The organism is Empedobacter sp. R750, from assembly GCF_030324345.1.
Lineage (GTDB): Bacteria > Bacteroidota > Bacteroidia > Flavobacteriales > Weeksellaceae > Empedobacter > Empedobacter falsenii_C.
This window is the reverse complement of the sequence record NZ_JACAGF010000029.1, coordinates 1-15,535: the sequence shown is the minus strand read 5'-3', so window position 1 is coordinate 15,535 and position 15,535 is coordinate 1. Positions and strand designations below refer to the sequence as shown.

The window sequence follows — 15,535 nt, the reverse complement described above, 5'->3', positions numbered from 1 at the left end:
TTGAAGAATTTAATCAACAAAAAATTAGTTATAAAAATGTAGCTTAACTAATACTCCTATTTTTGTTTGCATATCCAGTTCAAACTATTTAACGAAGATAAGATTGATAAAAATTCACTATTTAATCATGATCACTTAAAAAAATTAATTATTATATCTTTTTTAGTTGAATCAAATAAAAAAAATACAGTAGAAAATTTAAGTATAAAATCACTTTCAGAAATACAAATTTTATCCGAATTTGAAATTCAAAATTATATCCAGAAAAACAAAAGTTATGAACCAATTATTGAGTTATTAATTTGTTCTTGTTTTTCATATGATACACGTTTTTTTGACACCATTCTTACACTTTGTTTCAATAAAATTGGAATCGAAAAATGTTGTATAGATATAGTTTTCCCTTTTTTAAGTAAAATGTTTATCATTCTGGAAAAGTATACTATTCAAGAATCGGTTATTTCTTTTTCTAAAAATCTAATTAGAAAACATCTTTTTTATTTGATTAAATCAATTCCATATTCAGATCAAAATTCTCGTAAATGGCTTTTATTTTTACCTGAAAAAGAAAATGATGATTTAGAATTAATTTATACTTATCTTCTTTTAAAAATTAATAACGAAAAAGGAATTTATTTAGGCGAAAATCAAAGTTTAAATTCCATTTTAGAATGTATTGAGAATACTCAAATTACACATATTTTTATTTATATCTCTAAAAATTATGACTCTTCTTCTCTTGCAATTTATCTCGAATCAATCAAGAAAAATCTACCAAATATTACCATTTTTGTGGCAACATATGCTGTTCTAAAAGATAAAATAACTGAAAAAGTTTCGTATATAAACGTAAACAATCCAACAGCTTTTAATTCTTATTTACAAAAAATTATGACGATGTAAATTATTTGTTTTTGATTTCCCAATTTATAGGTTGTAGATTTTTACTTTTTAAAAAATCATTAGTTTTCGAAAAAGGTTTGCTCCCCCAAAAACCTCTGTAAGCTCCTAATGGAGAAGGATGAGCAGATTCTATAACAAAGTGTTTATTTCGGTCTATTTTTGCTCCTTTTTTTTGAGCATAAGCTCCCCAAAGTATAAAAACTAAATTTTCTTTTTGATCAGAAAGCTTCTGTATTACAGCATCTGTAAATATTTCCCAGCCTTTTTTCTGGTGCGAACCTGCCTTAGAAGCTTCAACCGTCAAAGTTGCATTTAATAATAAAACACCTTGTTTAGCCCATGTTTCCAAATTTCCTGAAGTCGAAATTCCTATTCTTAAATCATCATTCAACTCTTTATAAATATTTTGCAAACTTGGAGGTAATTTAATTCCATCGGCAACCGAAAAAGACAAACCATTTGCTTGTCCAATCCCATGATAAGGATCTTGACCAATTAAAACAACTTTAACATCATCAAAAGGTGTATAATCAAATGCAGAGAATATTTTGGATGCAGGAGGATATATTGTTTTTGTTTTGTACTCATTTCGTACAAAATCTGTCAATATTTTAAAGTAATCTTTTTCAAATTCATTCTTTAAAACTTCTTTCCAAGAAGCATCTAATTTCACATCCATATTATTCTTTTATGGAAACAAAATTATTCTTTTTATACTTGCTGGAGTAATTTTTCAAACTAAATCTGAGATTCATTTATCCATTTACCAACTGTAGGAGCTTTATAATTTTTTAATTTCTCAAATAAAATATCTAGATTATCACTAACAATTAGCATATCATAATTTTCTTGTTTCAGAAAACCTTTGGTAACCATACTCTCAATAAAAAGTAAAAGATCATCAAAAAAACCATCTATATTATAAATAGCAATTGGTTTTTTATGTAATCCTAATTGAGCCCATGTCAACATTTCGAAAAACTCTTCAAGTGTACCAAAACCTCCAGGTAAAGTTATAACACCATCAGAAAGTTCATTCATTTTCGCCTTACGTTCATGCATAGAATCTACTAAAATAAGTTCACTTAATCCTTTATACTCAACTTCAACTTTCTTCAAAAAGTTTGGTAAAACTCCAATAGCTACACCTCTATTTTCTAAAACTGAATCTGCTATAACGCCCATTAATCCTACATTAGCTCCGCCATAAACAAGTTCAATTTTATTTTCTGCTAATTTTTGACCTAATTTATATGCTTCTTCTTTAAAAATCTTATTTGAGCCATTACTCGACCCACAAAATACTGTTAATCTATTCATTCCATAAATATAATAATCAATATCCATCAAAATATAAATTATAGATTTAATAAATCATTAAATCTATATGTAAATAGTATTATCTGTCATTTATTTCTAACTAAAGAATTTATCCGTAATTTTGCGTTAATGCAAATATCAGAACAAACTTTAAAAGATTTAGAATTTAATGCGGTTCAAAAAGAAATCGCAGAATTTGCTTATACAGAAAAGGTTGAGGAGTTTATTTTTAACTTAAAACCTTACCAAGATCACCAACTTTTGGTACAAGATCTACAAACGACAAACGAATATTTAACAAGTTTCGAGACGGGAAATCGTTTTCCGTTTTCAGAATATTATATTTTAGATGAAAATCTAAGCCGATTAGAAATCGAAAATTATTATTTGCCTGCGGAAGAATTCTTCAAAATCAAGGCAAATACGCTTCAAGTGAAAGAAATCTTGAAATATTTGACAGCTTTCAACGAATATGCACCTGTTTTATTCGAGAAAGCGTCAACGATTACTTACGAAAAAAATATCGTGAAATTAATCGATCAAGTATTCAATAAATTTGGAGAAATCAAAGACGACGCAAGTCCAGAACTGAAAATTGTACGCGATCGTTTGCGTCATTTAAATGGACGAATTACTGAATTATTCAATAAATCGATGTCTTATCATTCGGATTATTTGGATGACATTCGAGAATCTGTTGTTGGAAATCGTCGTGTTTTGGCTGTTAAATCGGCTTTGAGAAAACGTGTGAAAGGTCAATTTTTAGGTACTTCAAAAACTGGATCGATTACGTTTATTGAGCCAGAAAGTGTACAAAATCCTCGTCGCGAATGGGAAGAATTGAAAGAAGAAGAAAAACATTTGGTAATTCAGATTTTGTTAGATTTAACTGCTCAAATTGCGGAATACAAACCAAATCTTGAAGAATATCAAACGTTTTTAGAATACATCGATTTTACGCAAGCGAAAGCAAATTATGCTTTTTTAATTAATGGAATTTTACCTCAACTTTCTGAGAATCGAATTATCAAATTAGTCGATGCTTATCATCCTGTTTTATTTTTAAACAATAAAAGAAAAGCTCAAAAAACGATTCCGCAGAGTTTAGAGATTAACGAAGATTGTCGTATTATCATTATTTCTGGTCCAAATGCTGGAGGAAAATCAATTACATTAAAAACGATTGGTTTACTTCAAATTATGATTCAGAGTGGTGTTTTAGTTCCTGTAAAAGATGAAAGTCAATTTGGATTTTTTAATCAAATTTTCACAGATATTGGAGACAATCAATCCATTGAAAATCATTTATCAACCTACAGTTATCGTCTAAAACAAATGTCCTATTTCTTGAAAAATGCAGACGATAAAACATTGTTGTTGGTTGATGAATTTGGTACAGGTTCTGATCCTGAATTAGGTGGAGCTTTGGCAGAAGTTTTCTTTGAAGAGTTTTATGAACGCAATTCTTTCGGTGTTTTTACAACGCATTATACAAATATCAAATTGAGCGCAGAAAGTTTGCCAGAAGCGATAAATGCTTGTATGTTGTTTGATAAAAAAACATTGGAACCACTTTACCGTTTGGAAATTGGACAAGCCGGAAGTTCGTTTACTTTTGAAGTTGCAGAGAAAAATAAAATTCCGTTTCGTTTGATTAATCGCGCAAAGAAAAAAGTTGAAAGTGAAAAAGTGAGTTTGGATAAAACTATTTTAAAACTTCAACAGGAAAAATTTGAAATTCAGAAAACGAAAGATCATGTTGAAGAATTGCGCGAAACTAATATTGAACATAATGAAAAATTAGAGCAAACAAACGAAAAAATTCAACAAAAACTATATGATTTTCAGCAATTATATGATCGTGAACAAAAACGTTTGAAACTTGGTGAACGTATTTCAGACATGGCGGATTCTTACTTGAAAACGAAAAATAAAAAACAAATGATTTCGAATTTCTTGAAATTAATTGAAATGGAAAATTCGAAAAAGACGAAAGAAGTTCAGCAATTAAAGAAAATCGAAAAAATTGTAGAGAAAGAAGTTAAGCGCGAATTAAAAGAAAATTCTGAAACGATTTCTCAACAAAAACATGTGATCGAAAAGAAAGAAAAAGCAGCTACTCAAAAGAAAATTGATGCGTTGAAAGTTGGTGATCGTGTCAAAATTCATGGTTCGTCGAGTGTTGGAACAATTGATAAAATAAAAAAGGAAATTGTTTTTGTAAATTATGGTTTATTTACAACTCAAATCAATGTTAACGAAGTGTATAAAATCTAATATGATCAATAAAAAAGTAATAACGTTCCTCCTATTCCTTGTTTTTTCTAATTTTAGTTTTGCTCAAACAAATCAAAATTGGAATTGGTTAATCGGAAATTGGGAAGGCGTTGGTAATGGAAAACCTGGAGAAGGAAAAGGCGTTTTTTCTTTTGAATACCAATTGGATCAAAATGTAATTGTTAGAAAAAGTCATTCCGAATATCCTTCGCAAAATGCTAAAAGCATGACAATTCATGATGATTTATTGGTTGTTTATTTAGATGAAAATAAAAATTTATCGAAAGCCATTTATTTTGATAATGAAGGTCATGTTATCAATTATTCGATTACTTATACCGAAAAAACGATTACATTTCTGAGTGAAACAAAACCCAATCAACCCACATTTAGATTGATTTACTCGCTACTCGAAAATAAAGAAGTTAATACAGCTTTTGAAATTTCGATGGATGGAAAAAATTTCAATACCTATATCGAAGGAAAAAGCAAAAAAATATAAAACGAAAAAGGTTAGTGAATTCACTAACCTTTTCATTTTAATATCTTAATCTTTCTCTACGCCTTGTGAACTTATCATTAAATCATAATTATCACAGTCGTTTTTAAATAAAATTTAATTCATTTTAAATAATCATCAACATAAGGAATATCATTCTTTAGGGTAAATAATCTTCGTAAATTAGCGTAGAGATAAGATAAAAAGGCTGTTGTATTGAATTTCAATAGAATATTAACTCAATAATTATTATTAATCATATATCATAAATATAATTTATAGTTTAATCTATATTTGAAATTGAAAATATATGGACAGTTTAAAATATCAGTCTAAATTTGCATCAGTAAAAGAGATAAAAACTATTACAAGTTTTATCAAATCGAGAAGTAAAAAACAAAATATAAAAAATTAAAATTATGTCATTAGTAGGAAAAAAAGCGCCTTTATTCACAGCGCCAGCAGTAATTGATGGAGATGAAATCGTAGAAAACTTTTCAATGCCAATCGGAGAAAAAAACATCGTTTTATTCTTCTACCCAAAAGATTTTACATTTGTTTGTCCAACAGAATTACACGCATTCCAAGCTAAATTAGCTGAATTCGAAAAAAGAGATGCTGTTGTAATTGCTGCTTCTTGTGATTCAGAAGAAACGCACTTAGCGTGGTTAAACACTGCTAAAGATAACGGAGGTATCGAAGGTGTTACTTACCCAATCGTTGCTGACTTAGCAAAAACTATCGCTATGGATTACGGAGTTTTGGCTGGTGAGTATGTTTACAATGAAGAAAATGATTCTTTGAAATTTGAAGGAGCTCCAGTTGCTTACCGTGGTACTTTCATCATCGACAAAAACGGTGTTGTTCGTCACGAAACAATCAACGATTTACCATTAGGACGTAACATCGATGAGTATGTACGTTTATTAGACGCTATTTTACACGTTGAGAAGTATGGTGAAGTTTGTCCAGCAAACTGGGAAGAAGGAAAAGATGCAATGAACGCTACTAAAGATGGTGTAGCTTCTTACTTAGCTTCTCACTAAAAATAACTTGAAAATCTTTTGATTTTCAAAATTCACGAAGAGGCTGTCTAAAAAATTTGACAGGAGATTTTAACGGATTCATTTTCACTAAAAATCACTAAGCTCAACACTTAGACAGCCTTTTTTATACCCAATTTTTAACCATAAAAATTAATAAAATGTTTGCAGAATTAGAACAAGATAACTTAGCACAAGTAGTTGCTGATAACAATATAGTAATTGTACAATATGGTGCTGGATGGTGTGGAAACTGCCGTTTAGTAAAACCAAAATTCAAAAAATTAGCGGCTGAATATGAAGGTCAAGCTGAGTTTTTATATGTTGATGCTGAGAAATTAGTAGAATCAAGAAAATTAGCTGAAGTTCCAAATTTACCAACTTTCGCTGTTTTCAAAGGAGGAGAAAATGTAGGACAAGTAACTGCATCTAAAATTGATGCTGTAAAAGAATTGATCAATGAAGCTGCCGGTATTTAAGAATTTAGCAAAAAATGTTTCTATTGAAGCAATGGAAACAGCTTTAGAAGTTTTAGAAGTTTATGCTGATTCTCCTGCTGTAAAAGAGCCAGAACAAGAAGTAATTGGAGAAATGATTTCTAACATTTGTGGAGCTATGGAAATGAAGCAAATGATGGAAGAAGAAGGTTTGGATGAGCGTACTGCAGCCAATACTTTTATGCAACGCGTAATGGGTTCGATTGATAAATAATTCTATCAATTAGTTCATATAAAAAAAGGATTTCAATTGAAATCCTTTTTTGGTTTTGTATCTTAACATTTTCGATTAAAGAAAGTAAACTAATAAACCTAGATTAACTATTACTTTTTAGAAAATAATTATCACAAAAATTTCTAATAATACAATTTATCTATCAATTCCTAATCCAGGATTAAAATCACTCAATAATTTCTTTTCTATCCTTCGTATTATTTTAATAACAATATTTTGAAATCTATGCAATTATCCTTATTAGTAAATTTATCTACAATTAAACATTACTTTTTCCGTTATGGAAAGATATATTATAATAAAAAATGAAATCAAAATTTACAACACTTCTCTTGGGTATCTCATTAATAACCTTAACAAGTTGTGCTTTATCTAATTCTGTCAAGCAAATTAATTATCAATCGAACCTAAAAGTTAGTGATAGACTATCTTCTAGTAAAATTGTTAAAATTGACGAAATGAAAGACATGAGAGGATACAGTGATGAAAAGGTTATTTTTTACAAGAAAAACATGTACAATCAAACGATGTCAGGTGCATATATGGCGGAAAAACCAATTTCAGAAATTTTAACCGAAGCTATAAAAAATGGTTTCAATGAAAAAAATATTTCAGTTAACGGTAGTAATGATTATATTCTAAAATCTGAGTTACAAAAATTAGATTATGAAGCGATTTCTGGATTCTCTACTGTTCAGTTAATCCCAGAAATTACAGTTAAATTTCAATTGGTTGACAAAGATGGAAAAGTTGTTTGGACTGACTTAATTACAGGAAAAGCAAACACAAAAGGTGCTAAATTTGAAAAGTTTTTACCTCCAGCAATCGATAATCTTATTCAACAACTTGTTAATAATCAAGACTTTTTGAATAATGTTATAACCGAGTAACATCATTTATTTTAAGAGTTACAATTATCTCAAAAATATCATCAAACCTCGTTTAGAAATAATTAAACGAGGTTTTTCATAGAATAAAATATCTTACATTCAGATTTCTGCACTAAATCATAACTTCTTTTTCAATTTGAAAATAAACAAGAAACTGAATATAAATTACAAAAAATGATTTTCTAAGAACAAATTATTTATCGCTTTCACAAATAGAGCTTGGTAATTCAAAAAATTAGAATAGTTTTAGTAATTTCCAAAATATAATATCAAACAATACACAGAATAAAATACAGTAAATTGTATTTTTGCAAAAATTTTTAGAATTGAGTAAACAAATAAATTGGACAAGCTGCAAGAATTGCAATGGACTTGGAAAAAAAAGTCAAGGAGTTTCGAAAAAGAAACTATTGCGTTACGAAGCTGCCCTTGCTCAATCAAAAAAAAATAAAAGCAATAGCACTATTCCTAACAAACCAAAAAGTTCGATGCAAATATGCACAACTTGCTTAGGAACTGGTCTGACAGCAACAGAAGAACTTCCCTTACCAAATGAAAACGATTATCCTCATATTGCTATTGTAGGAGCTGGAATTGGTGGAATTGCGTTAGCATTAGCCTGTTTGCATCGACAAATTCCTTTTACACTTTTCGAGCGAGATCGCGCTTTCAACGATCGTTCGCAAGGTTATGGATTAACGTTACAACAAGCAAGTAAGGAACTGAAAAAGTTTGGAATTACAACTTTAGATGAAGGTATTGTTTCTACGCTGCATTTGGCACATACCATAGAAGGAAATGTCATTGGCGAATGGGGAATAAGAAAATTGCAAGACAAAGAAGCTATTGAAGCGAAAAACAAAAATAAACATACCAATATTCACATTGCAAGACAATCTTTGCGTTTGGCCTTTTTAGAGCAATTGGGTGGTGATAAACAAGTTTTATGGAATCATCAATTAACTGATTTTAAAATTGATGACAAAGTCGAATTAACGTTTGATGTTGATGGAATAAAAAAACATTTTAAAGCTGATTTACTTGTTGGTGCAGACGGCATACGTAGTTCGGTGCGTCGATTAATTATCAATGAAGATAAAAATCCATTGAGATATTTAGGTTGTATTGTGATTTTAGGAATCTGTAAACTGAATGCTTTAAAAGGTTTAGAAAGTCATTTGTTAGATGGTGCAACAGTGTTTCAGACTGCAAATGGAACGGAACGAATGTATATGATGCCTTATGACAAAGAGTCGATTATGTGGCAATTTAGTTTTCCTATGTCAGAAGAAGATGCTAAAAATTTAAGTAAAAAAGGTTCTGAAGCCTTAAAAACAGAAGTTGCGAAAAGAACGCATTGGCACTCTCCTATTCCAGAAATTATCGCAGCTACCGAAGCTAAACAAATTACGGGATATCCTGTTTACGACCGAGATTTATTAACGCCAAATTTATTAGAAAATGTAGGTCCTGTGACTTTAATAGGCGATGCTGCACATCCGATGAGTCCTTTCAAAGGGCAAGGTGCCAATCAGGCTTTGTTGGATGCTTTGTTGCTGGCTCAAAAAATTACATCAGCTTATCATGCGCAAAATAAACAAGTCAATCTACGTGAAGAAGTTTTACAGCCATACGAAAATGAGATGATGGAACGAAGCAGCGTTAAAGTGAAAAAGTCAGCAGATGCAGCCAAATTTTTACATTCAGATATCGTACTTCAAGAAGGAAATGTAACCTTTGGTTCGAAGTGGACTTCCAGTTTGTGATTTATAAAAACTGACTTTGGGTTTTGATGATAAAATATAATGTAAACCTTATTTATTACAGATATCCAATACATATTGTATCTCTTTTGATTCTTTATTCTTTATCATTGGAAGAATGTTTTTACAATTCTTTTTTAAATTTTTCTTATCGTAAATAATAATATATGATAAAAGCTTATCCGTTGAATATTCTGAATTCTTAATAACATTATTAAATTCTCTTAATTTTTTAAATGCTTCTTTTTCAGTCCATGTCGTTTCCTCTCCATAAAGCTCTAATAACGTACTGTTTAACGTATAATTCACAACCGAAGAATACATTTTAGAAACCAAGTCTTCTTTACCTCCTAAACACCCATAAATCCTATCAAACTCTTCATTGTTTTCTAACTGATATTTAAAAATGTCATTTACTGATTGTAACTTTCTATCAACTGCTTCCGTAGAAAAATATGCTTTTACAATTGTTTTTCCATTTATAGCTAAGTATTCTACCTCCTTATCAGTTGCTATTTTTGATGCTTCAAAAAATAAATCGTAGACTTTACTATTTGTTCCCCAATAGCCTATATTTGAACTTTCGTATCTATCAACAATAGATAAACTATCCACAAAAACTTTAAGTTCTGGAGAAATTTGACCAAAAGAAAATATTGGAATTATAATTAATAAAATCTTCATATTAAATTTAATATAACGTAAAAAGTCTTACAAACAACATACTAAATTGAAAAATAACATGAAACATAAGTTTATCTAATCCAATAAATAAATATGAGATAAAAGCAGCGGCGCATAAATATTAAAAATCCTTCTATTATACATTTAACCCCGCATTTTGCCAATACAATGTTAGCAGAAGTGGCAATTCCTTATATACTCCAGCGGTCAAACACAAATTTTGAAATTTTTTTCCCTCTTTCCTTAATTGTCTTTTCATTCCATTCCTCATATTGGAACAATTGTCTTTCAGATTCCAAATTTGATATTTGATAAATACTTTTTTTCTGAATGAATGTTTTATTACTTAATTTAGCATTATCATACGTTAGAACTAAATTTCCAAAAGTGTGATTGTTAGTTATCTCTGCGAAACCAGGTTGCAATTTCTGCGGATAAATATGTTCAATGCTAATTTTTTTGTTATTTAGAAATTCTTCTAAAGTTCCTATTTCATAAGAATATTTTTGGTCTTTTTGTAAATAAGTTTCATAATCATACAGAAGAAGTTTAATTATATTTTCTTGTAAATCTAGATAAGCAGACTTTTGTAAAATTGAATTACGAATTTCGGTTTGATTCGAATTTTTAAACACCAAGCTCCGTAGTTGCTTTTTTAATTCTGTAAAATTTAATTTACTAGAAAAAACTTTATGAGCAAACTCATTTATTAGAGAGCTTCCTGTGTTTGATTTCTTGTTTCCAAAGACATAAACTTTTAAGCAGAAAATTTCCAATATTTCGCAGATTGGAACTAGAAATTCTTTTTTAAAACCTTTATGCGAAAGTATTGCCAAAAATAAAGGCAAAAAAGTATCAAATTTTCCTTTCCCCAAAATACTTAAACGAAATAGTGCAATGTTTACATCATTATTCTCAAAACTCCTATTTAAAAGCATTGCATAATTAGAAGCACTTTTGTGTAATAAATTAGAAAAATTCTTAATTTCAGTTACTTTTTTTTGTATATCATTTTGATATTTGTCGAATAGCCCTCCAATTTTTAATACGTCTTTTTGAGAAATCATTTCTTTTATTCTCTGATGTATATCATTTAAATTTCTTGTCTCACCTTTATGTAAAATGTAACAATCTTTTAAAAATTGGTTTTCTAATTTTATTGAATCCCCGTTTTCAATATGCATTAAGATAGAAAAAATTTCTCCAAACTTTTTATTTAAATCTTTAGCTAAATCTTTCTCATTTAATTTATGAGATAAATAGATTAAATAGTTTTTTATTTTGTCCATATCAGACAGAGGTAAACCTCTGTCATTCATAGTTTCGAATATTAAACCAACTTCACTTTCTTCTTCTAACTCAAATACATTTATTTTAAATTTAGAAAGTAAGTTTCTACGAATTTCTATTAAACTTTTTAATGAAGAGTTTCTAAAATATTTATCAAAAAAAACTCGAGCATTTAAGAGGTTTTTTTGACTTTTAGTTTTTGGATTAATTTTAGATAAATCATTAATCTTTTCTTCATTAATTATATAATTATAAAATTCTTGGTCTTTTTTACTATTTAACCTTAGCAAGGTTTGCCCTTTATCAAAAACAGGTTTGATTATTTCTAAATCTGCTTTTGCAGAATCAATTTCTTTAATTCTGTAATATAAGCTAGCTAAGAAAAGATGAATCGTTGTAATTCTTTGTTGTCCATCTACAATATCATAAACAGTTTTATCACTAATACCAAATTGTTCAACTCCAGTTTTTATAAGTGTTACAGTTCCAAAGTAGTGTTCACGAATATGTTGAACATCAGATAAATCATTTACAAAATCGGTTAATTGTGCATTATTCCAAGAATATCCTCTTTGATATTCAGGAATAGTAAAAATACCGTAGTTCAAAAATTTATCAAGTGAGTCAAATTTCATGGTTTATCTGTGTGTGGTTATGCGATTTCTGCTAACGTTCCGGCGCTTGGCGAGGTTGCGAGCTTCGGAACCGATTATTTTCTGTTAAAGATAAAATTTCTTGCGAAATGTAAACGTGATTTTACTACAAAATTCGCAATCTTGCCAAACGCCTGTTACCAGCAGTATTAATTTATATTTTGCGTATATCGTTTTCGTTCGGCTTTCTAACATTCAATTTCATTTCCAGTTCGCAAACTCCATATTCTTCAAAGTTTTTTCTAGCTTCAATTAAAGAAACTCGATTTGGACCTCCTTTTTCATTTGGATTTTCTGTTTGGTAGAGGTCGTCTTCCCAAAAACAAATTTTACAAATTTCATAAGTTCCATTTGGAAATTCTGATAAAGTATTGTAACCACAACATTTGCAAAAATATTTTCCATTCGCGCCATGTTGATAATCTTCGTCAAGTTTTCTTAAGGTCATTTTTAAGGATTAAAAAATTACAAAAAAATCATCAATTATTTTTCCAGTTTGTTCAAAGACAATTGAATAAAAACCTATTGTTTTGTCTTGATTAATAATTTTACATTTAAAAGTGATTAAGGGATTTTTTTTCGAATCATATTCGATATTATCCAAGTCAATAGAAATATTTTTATTATCAATATCTAAATCCTCACAAGTGTTATTTTCAATAATTGATTTAAAGGAATTGGATAATATTTCCTTCACATTATTGAATTCTATATATTCTTTTATTTGGATTTCGTTCATAAAATATTGCTGGTAACATTGTTTTTTCACGAAACTGATCTAGCTTTTGTTTCGTAAAAAATCACCTATATCTGCATTTCGTAAAATTAGAAGCAAATATAATTATTTTTTTTGTAAATAAGATATTTATAAAAACAATATTCATGTATCACGAAATAATTTAATGTAGAATGTAATAATGAATGTATGGATAGCGAAACAAAGTATTCTTGCATCATTTTATTTTTATAATTTCAATTTCCTCCCACTTTTGTTCGTGTTTTCTTCGACCGTTCTTCGACGAGAATGCCGTTTTTCCGAAGATTCGTCGAACAATGGTCGAACAATGGTCGAACAAGACCAAAATTGACCAAAAATTCAACTTCTCTCTAGCTCTTATAAATAGGAGGTTAGCAAGGTTTTTATTTTGTTATATTACTATTATTGTGTAAAAAGCAACTGGACAAAAGTGGACAAATGCGGGCAGAGCAGGGCAAATGCGGGCACAAAATTGTGTTTTTGTAAATGGTGTTGTTTCTGTTGCTAACTTTATGAATATTAATCATAAAAACTTCCAGTTATGGCAGAAATTAAAAAAGGAATCCTTGGTGGATTCTCAGGAAAAGTGGGAACTGTAGTAGGCGTTAATTAAAGTGATTTTTCGGTACAATGCTCTGATTAACGGCGTAGAAGAGTGAAGAAAAATTGTATCGAAAATAGAATTTTATAAATGTTGTTCAAATTTATTTTAACCACATAGAAACATAGTTTTAGCAATGATGACTTGTAAAGATTAGTTGAAAATACGAATAGGTAAACAACTAATTTCAACGCAAAATCATTTGGTTTTATGTTTCTATGTGGTTATTTTTGAAGAATATATCATAGCTACTATCTTTCTGTCTTTGATTTGAACCAATAATATTCATTATCCTCAAGTAAATATTTTGCTTGTTCTGCATTTTCATTTTTACTTCGTTTAATTTTTTTAATTATTGGTTTTATTTCTTCTTTATAATTTTCAAGTGTTAATCCAGCACAATCTGTTTTGCCAAAACGTAAATATCTTAATGCAAGACTCTGTCTTTGTTCGTCAATACTTGAAAGTGCTTCTTTAATTGCATTAAGACGTGTCCAACCATTTTTATTTTTATCCCACCACTTTAAAACTCTGTCAGCAAGCATTAGTCGATAAATTATAAGTTGTTCTCTTGGAGTTTTATCTTTAAAGTCAATATCGTGACTACCAGTTTGTAAATACGAAGTATAATCTTGTTTATGCAAACTCATTAACTTATCTTCATTAATTGTCAAGTCACGATAACCAAAATTCTGAAATGTTATTTCTTCTAATAACCAAGCGGCTCTAACAGAAATCCAATCAATGTCATAATTTACAATCCAACCATGTCCGTAAAATTTTTCTGCTCCTGGATAAATTAGGTCAGCAGTATTATTAAGCTTTACGAATGAAGTATCTTTAAGCAATTCAATAAGTTCAGGAATAGCATCTTTTTGATAGTTCACAATACTATCTTTAACTTTATAAATAGCACTAAAATCAGAATGTTTTAATTCAGCTATCATACCGTCCAATCGTTTCTGTGAAAAGCTTACAGTAAAAGTCAAAAGTAATATTATCGTTATGTAATGTTTCATAAAACTGCTAGTAACATTATTTTTTAAGAAATCAAGTTTTGTGATGTTTCGTATCATTATACTCAAATATAATTATTTTAGTGAATGGATTTACAATCTTAATTTTTTTGCTTCCACAATATACTACTCTTGCATACTTTGTGTCAAGAATAAATAAAAACATTCAACAAAAAAGAGGTTTCTACCATTTGGTAAAAACCCCTTTTCAATAATAATAAATAAAAAGAACAATAAATTATTTCAGGAACTTATTTTCATGTTCTTTTCTATAAACAAAATAAAACACTACTGGCAAAACGGTAAACGATAAAACCAAGCAAATGATTAATCCACCTACAATCATAATGGCTAATGGTTTCTGAATTTCAGAGCCCATTCCGGTAGAAAGTGCTGCTGGTAATAATCCCATCGATCCCATAAGCGCAATCATCACAACAGGGCGTATTCTACTTTTAACACCATTAACTATTGCTTCTTTTAATTGCATTTTATGCTTTAAATTATCTCGAATAACACCAATTAGAACAATTCCATCAATTGTTGCTACTCCAAAAAGAATAATAAAACCTATTCCCGCAGATATACCAAAAATAGTTCCTGTTACCCAAAGCGAAATAAATCCTCCAATAAAAGCAAAAGGCAGTGTTAATGCAGCTATCGCTGTATCTTTTACATTTCCGAAATTAGTATACAATAATAATAAAATCAAAACTAAAGAAATGGGAACGACCATTGCTAATTGTTTTGCTGCGCGCTCTTTACTTTCGAATTCACCAGCCCATTCCATGTAATTTTCTTTCGGTAATTTAACTTCTTTGGCCACTACTTTCTTCGCTTCATCGATTGTACTTCCTAAATCACGACCTTCTATACTGAATCCTACACCGATATAACGGCTATTTCCTTCTCGATAAATAAAAGCAGGTCCTGTTTGATAACCAATTGTAGCTATTTCCTGCAAAGGAACATTGTTCCCGTTACTTGTCGGAATCAAAATATTTCCAATTTTCTCAGGAGTATCTCTATAAGCATTCTAAGATAAAACCAACTATTTAAGCAATTAATTTTACAAAAGGTTCCTCTCTTTTAACAACAGCAAATATT

15 protein-coding genes and 1 pseudogene are annotated in these 15,535 nt (G+C 29.3%); 8 read left to right on the top strand and 8 right to left on the bottom strand.

All coding sequences use genetic code 11. The features are described from left to right. Positions 1-417: 417 nt before the first annotated feature. A complete protein-coding gene (locus tag HXZ74_RS16635) occupies positions 418-903 on the top strand; it encodes a hypothetical protein (protein WP_286476436.1) in 486 nt (161 codons plus the stop codon). Position 904: 1 nt separating this feature from the next. Here HXZ74_RS16635 and HXZ74_RS16630 read toward each other — a convergent pair whose 3' ends face one another. Together HXZ74_RS16630 and HXZ74_RS16625 are read right to left on the bottom strand one after the other, a co-directional pair. Continuing rightward, on the bottom strand, positions 905-1,582 hold the full coding sequence (locus tag HXZ74_RS16630; protein WP_286476435.1) for a uracil-DNA glycosylase: 678 nt from the start codon (positions 1,580-1,582) through the stop codon (positions 905-907). Between the two features lie 59 nt (positions 1,583-1,641). Beyond that, positions 1,642-2,223, bottom strand: coding sequence for an LOG family protein (locus tag HXZ74_RS16625; protein WP_286476438.1), 582 nt, complete (start codon positions 2,221-2,223; stop codon positions 1,642-1,644). Positions 2,224-2,352: 129 nt separating this feature from the next. Between HXZ74_RS16625 and HXZ74_RS16620 the strand changes: the two genes are divergently transcribed. From HXZ74_RS16620 to HXZ74_RS16590, 7 genes are all read left to right on the top strand, one after another. Next, a complete protein-coding gene (locus tag HXZ74_RS16620) occupies positions 2,353-4,500 on the top strand; it encodes an endonuclease MutS2 (RefSeq protein WP_286476434.1) in 2,148 nt (715 codons plus the stop codon). Then, a complete protein-coding gene (locus HXZ74_RS16615) occupies positions 4,475-5,002 on the top strand; it encodes a hypothetical protein (protein WP_286476432.1) in 528 nt (175 codons plus the stop codon). Before HXZ74_RS16620 ends, HXZ74_RS16615 begins: the two co-directional genes overlap by 26 nt. A 416-nt stretch (positions 5,003-5,418) precedes the next feature. Next, positions 5,419-6,045: a peroxiredoxin gene (locus tag HXZ74_RS16610; protein ID WP_038336698.1), complete on the top strand. Its 627-nt coding sequence runs from the start codon at positions 5,419-5,421 to the stop codon at positions 6,043-6,045. 158 nt (positions 6,046-6,203) lie between these two features. Continuing rightward, complete coding sequence (locus tag HXZ74_RS16605; RefSeq protein ID WP_038336696.1) at positions 6,204-6,521, top strand: thioredoxin family protein; 318 nt, start codon at positions 6,204-6,206, stop codon at positions 6,519-6,521. Beyond that, positions 6,502-6,753 carry a DUF6952 family protein gene (locus tag HXZ74_RS16600; RefSeq protein ID WP_038336694.1) on the top strand — a complete coding sequence of 84 codons (252 nt, stop codon included), beginning with the start codon at positions 6,502-6,504 and terminating at the stop codon, positions 6,751-6,753. Before HXZ74_RS16605 ends, HXZ74_RS16600 begins: the two co-directional genes overlap by 20 nt. A gap of 326 nt (positions 6,754-7,079) precedes the next feature. Beyond that, the gene (locus tag HXZ74_RS16595; RefSeq protein WP_286476431.1) at positions 7,080-7,664 is read left to right on the top strand and encodes a hypothetical protein; all 585 of its coding nucleotides are present in this window, start codon (positions 7,080-7,082) and stop codon (positions 7,662-7,664) included. Between the two features lie 326 nt (positions 7,665-7,990). Further along, on the top strand, positions 7,991-9,430 hold the full coding sequence (locus tag HXZ74_RS16590; RefSeq protein ID WP_286476430.1) for an FAD-dependent oxidoreductase: 1,440 nt from the start codon (positions 7,991-7,993) through the stop codon (positions 9,428-9,430). 48 nt (positions 9,431-9,478) lie between these two features. Here HXZ74_RS16590 and HXZ74_RS16585 read toward each other — a convergent pair whose 3' ends face one another. The 6 genes and pseudogenes from HXZ74_RS16585 to HXZ74_RS16560 form a co-directional block, all read right to left on the bottom strand. Continuing rightward, a complete protein-coding gene (locus HXZ74_RS16585) occupies positions 9,479-10,111 on the bottom strand; it encodes a hypothetical protein (protein ID WP_038336689.1) in 633 nt (210 codons plus the stop codon). Between the two features lie 191 nt (positions 10,112-10,302). Then, the gene (locus HXZ74_RS16580; protein ID WP_280062313.1) at positions 10,303-12,036 is read right to left on the bottom strand and encodes a DUF262 domain-containing protein; all 1,734 of its coding nucleotides are present in this window, start codon (positions 12,034-12,036) and stop codon (positions 10,303-10,305) included. Positions 12,037-12,208: 172 nt separating this feature from the next. After that, the gene (locus HXZ74_RS16575) at positions 12,209-12,502 is read right to left on the bottom strand and encodes a CPCC family cysteine-rich protein (RefSeq protein ID WP_286476428.1); all 294 of its coding nucleotides are present in this window, start codon (positions 12,500-12,502) and stop codon (positions 12,209-12,211) included. A 9-nt stretch (positions 12,503-12,511) separates the two neighbouring features. Further along, on the bottom strand, positions 12,512-12,751 hold the full coding sequence (locus tag HXZ74_RS16570; RefSeq protein ID WP_286476427.1) for a hypothetical protein: 240 nt from the start codon (positions 12,749-12,751) through the stop codon (positions 12,512-12,514). 912 nt (positions 12,752-13,663) lie between these two features. Then, the gene (locus HXZ74_RS16565; protein ID WP_115000071.1) at positions 13,664-14,359 is read right to left on the bottom strand and encodes a hypothetical protein; all 696 of its coding nucleotides are present in this window, start codon (positions 14,357-14,359) and stop codon (positions 13,664-13,666) included. A gap of 307 nt (positions 14,360-14,666) precedes the next feature. Continuing rightward, positions 14,667-15,458, bottom strand: a pseudogene (locus tag HXZ74_RS16560) (efflux RND transporter permease subunit); the annotation flags it as partial. Positions 15,459-15,535 lie beyond the last annotated feature (77 nt).

Coding starts and splice junctions, on each gene's coding strand:
- HXZ74_RS16635 (WP_286476436.1), top strand. CDS start 418: ATGTTTATCATTCTGGAAAAGTATACTATTCAAGAATCGGTTATTTCT.
- HXZ74_RS16630 (WP_286476435.1), bottom strand. CDS start 1,582: ATGGATGTGAAATTAGATGCTTCTTGGAAAGAAGTTTTAAAGAATGAA.
- HXZ74_RS16625 (WP_286476438.1), bottom strand. CDS start 2,223: ATGAATAGATTAACAGTATTTTGTGGGTCGAGTAATGGCTCAAATAAG.
- HXZ74_RS16620 (WP_286476434.1), top strand. CDS start 2,353: ATGCAAATATCAGAACAAACTTTAAAAGATTTAGAATTTAATGCGGTT.
- HXZ74_RS16615 (WP_286476432.1), top strand. CDS start 4,475: ATGTTAACGAAGTGTATAAAATCTAATATGATCAATAAAAAAGTAATA.
- HXZ74_RS16610 (WP_038336698.1), top strand. CDS start 5,419: ATGTCATTAGTAGGAAAAAAAGCGCCTTTATTCACAGCGCCAGCAGTA.
- HXZ74_RS16605 (WP_038336696.1), top strand. CDS start 6,204: ATGTTTGCAGAATTAGAACAAGATAACTTAGCACAAGTAGTTGCTGAT.
- HXZ74_RS16600 (WP_038336694.1), top strand. CDS start 6,502: ATGAAGCTGCCGGTATTTAAGAATTTAGCAAAAAATGTTTCTATTGAA.
- HXZ74_RS16595 (WP_286476431.1), top strand. CDS start 7,080: ATGAAATCAAAATTTACAACACTTCTCTTGGGTATCTCATTAATAACC.
- HXZ74_RS16585 (WP_038336689.1), bottom strand. CDS start 10,111: ATGAAGATTTTATTAATTATAATTCCAATATTTTCTTTTGGTCAAATT.
- HXZ74_RS16580 (WP_280062313.1), bottom strand. CDS start 12,036: ATGAAATTTGACTCACTTGATAAATTTTTGAACTACGGTATTTTTACT.
- HXZ74_RS16575 (WP_286476428.1), bottom strand. CDS start 12,502: ATGACCTTAAGAAAACTTGACGAAGATTATCAACATGGCGCGAATGGA.
- HXZ74_RS16565 (WP_115000071.1), bottom strand. CDS start 14,359: ATGATAGCTGAATTAAAACATTCTGATTTTAGTGCTATTTATAAAGTT.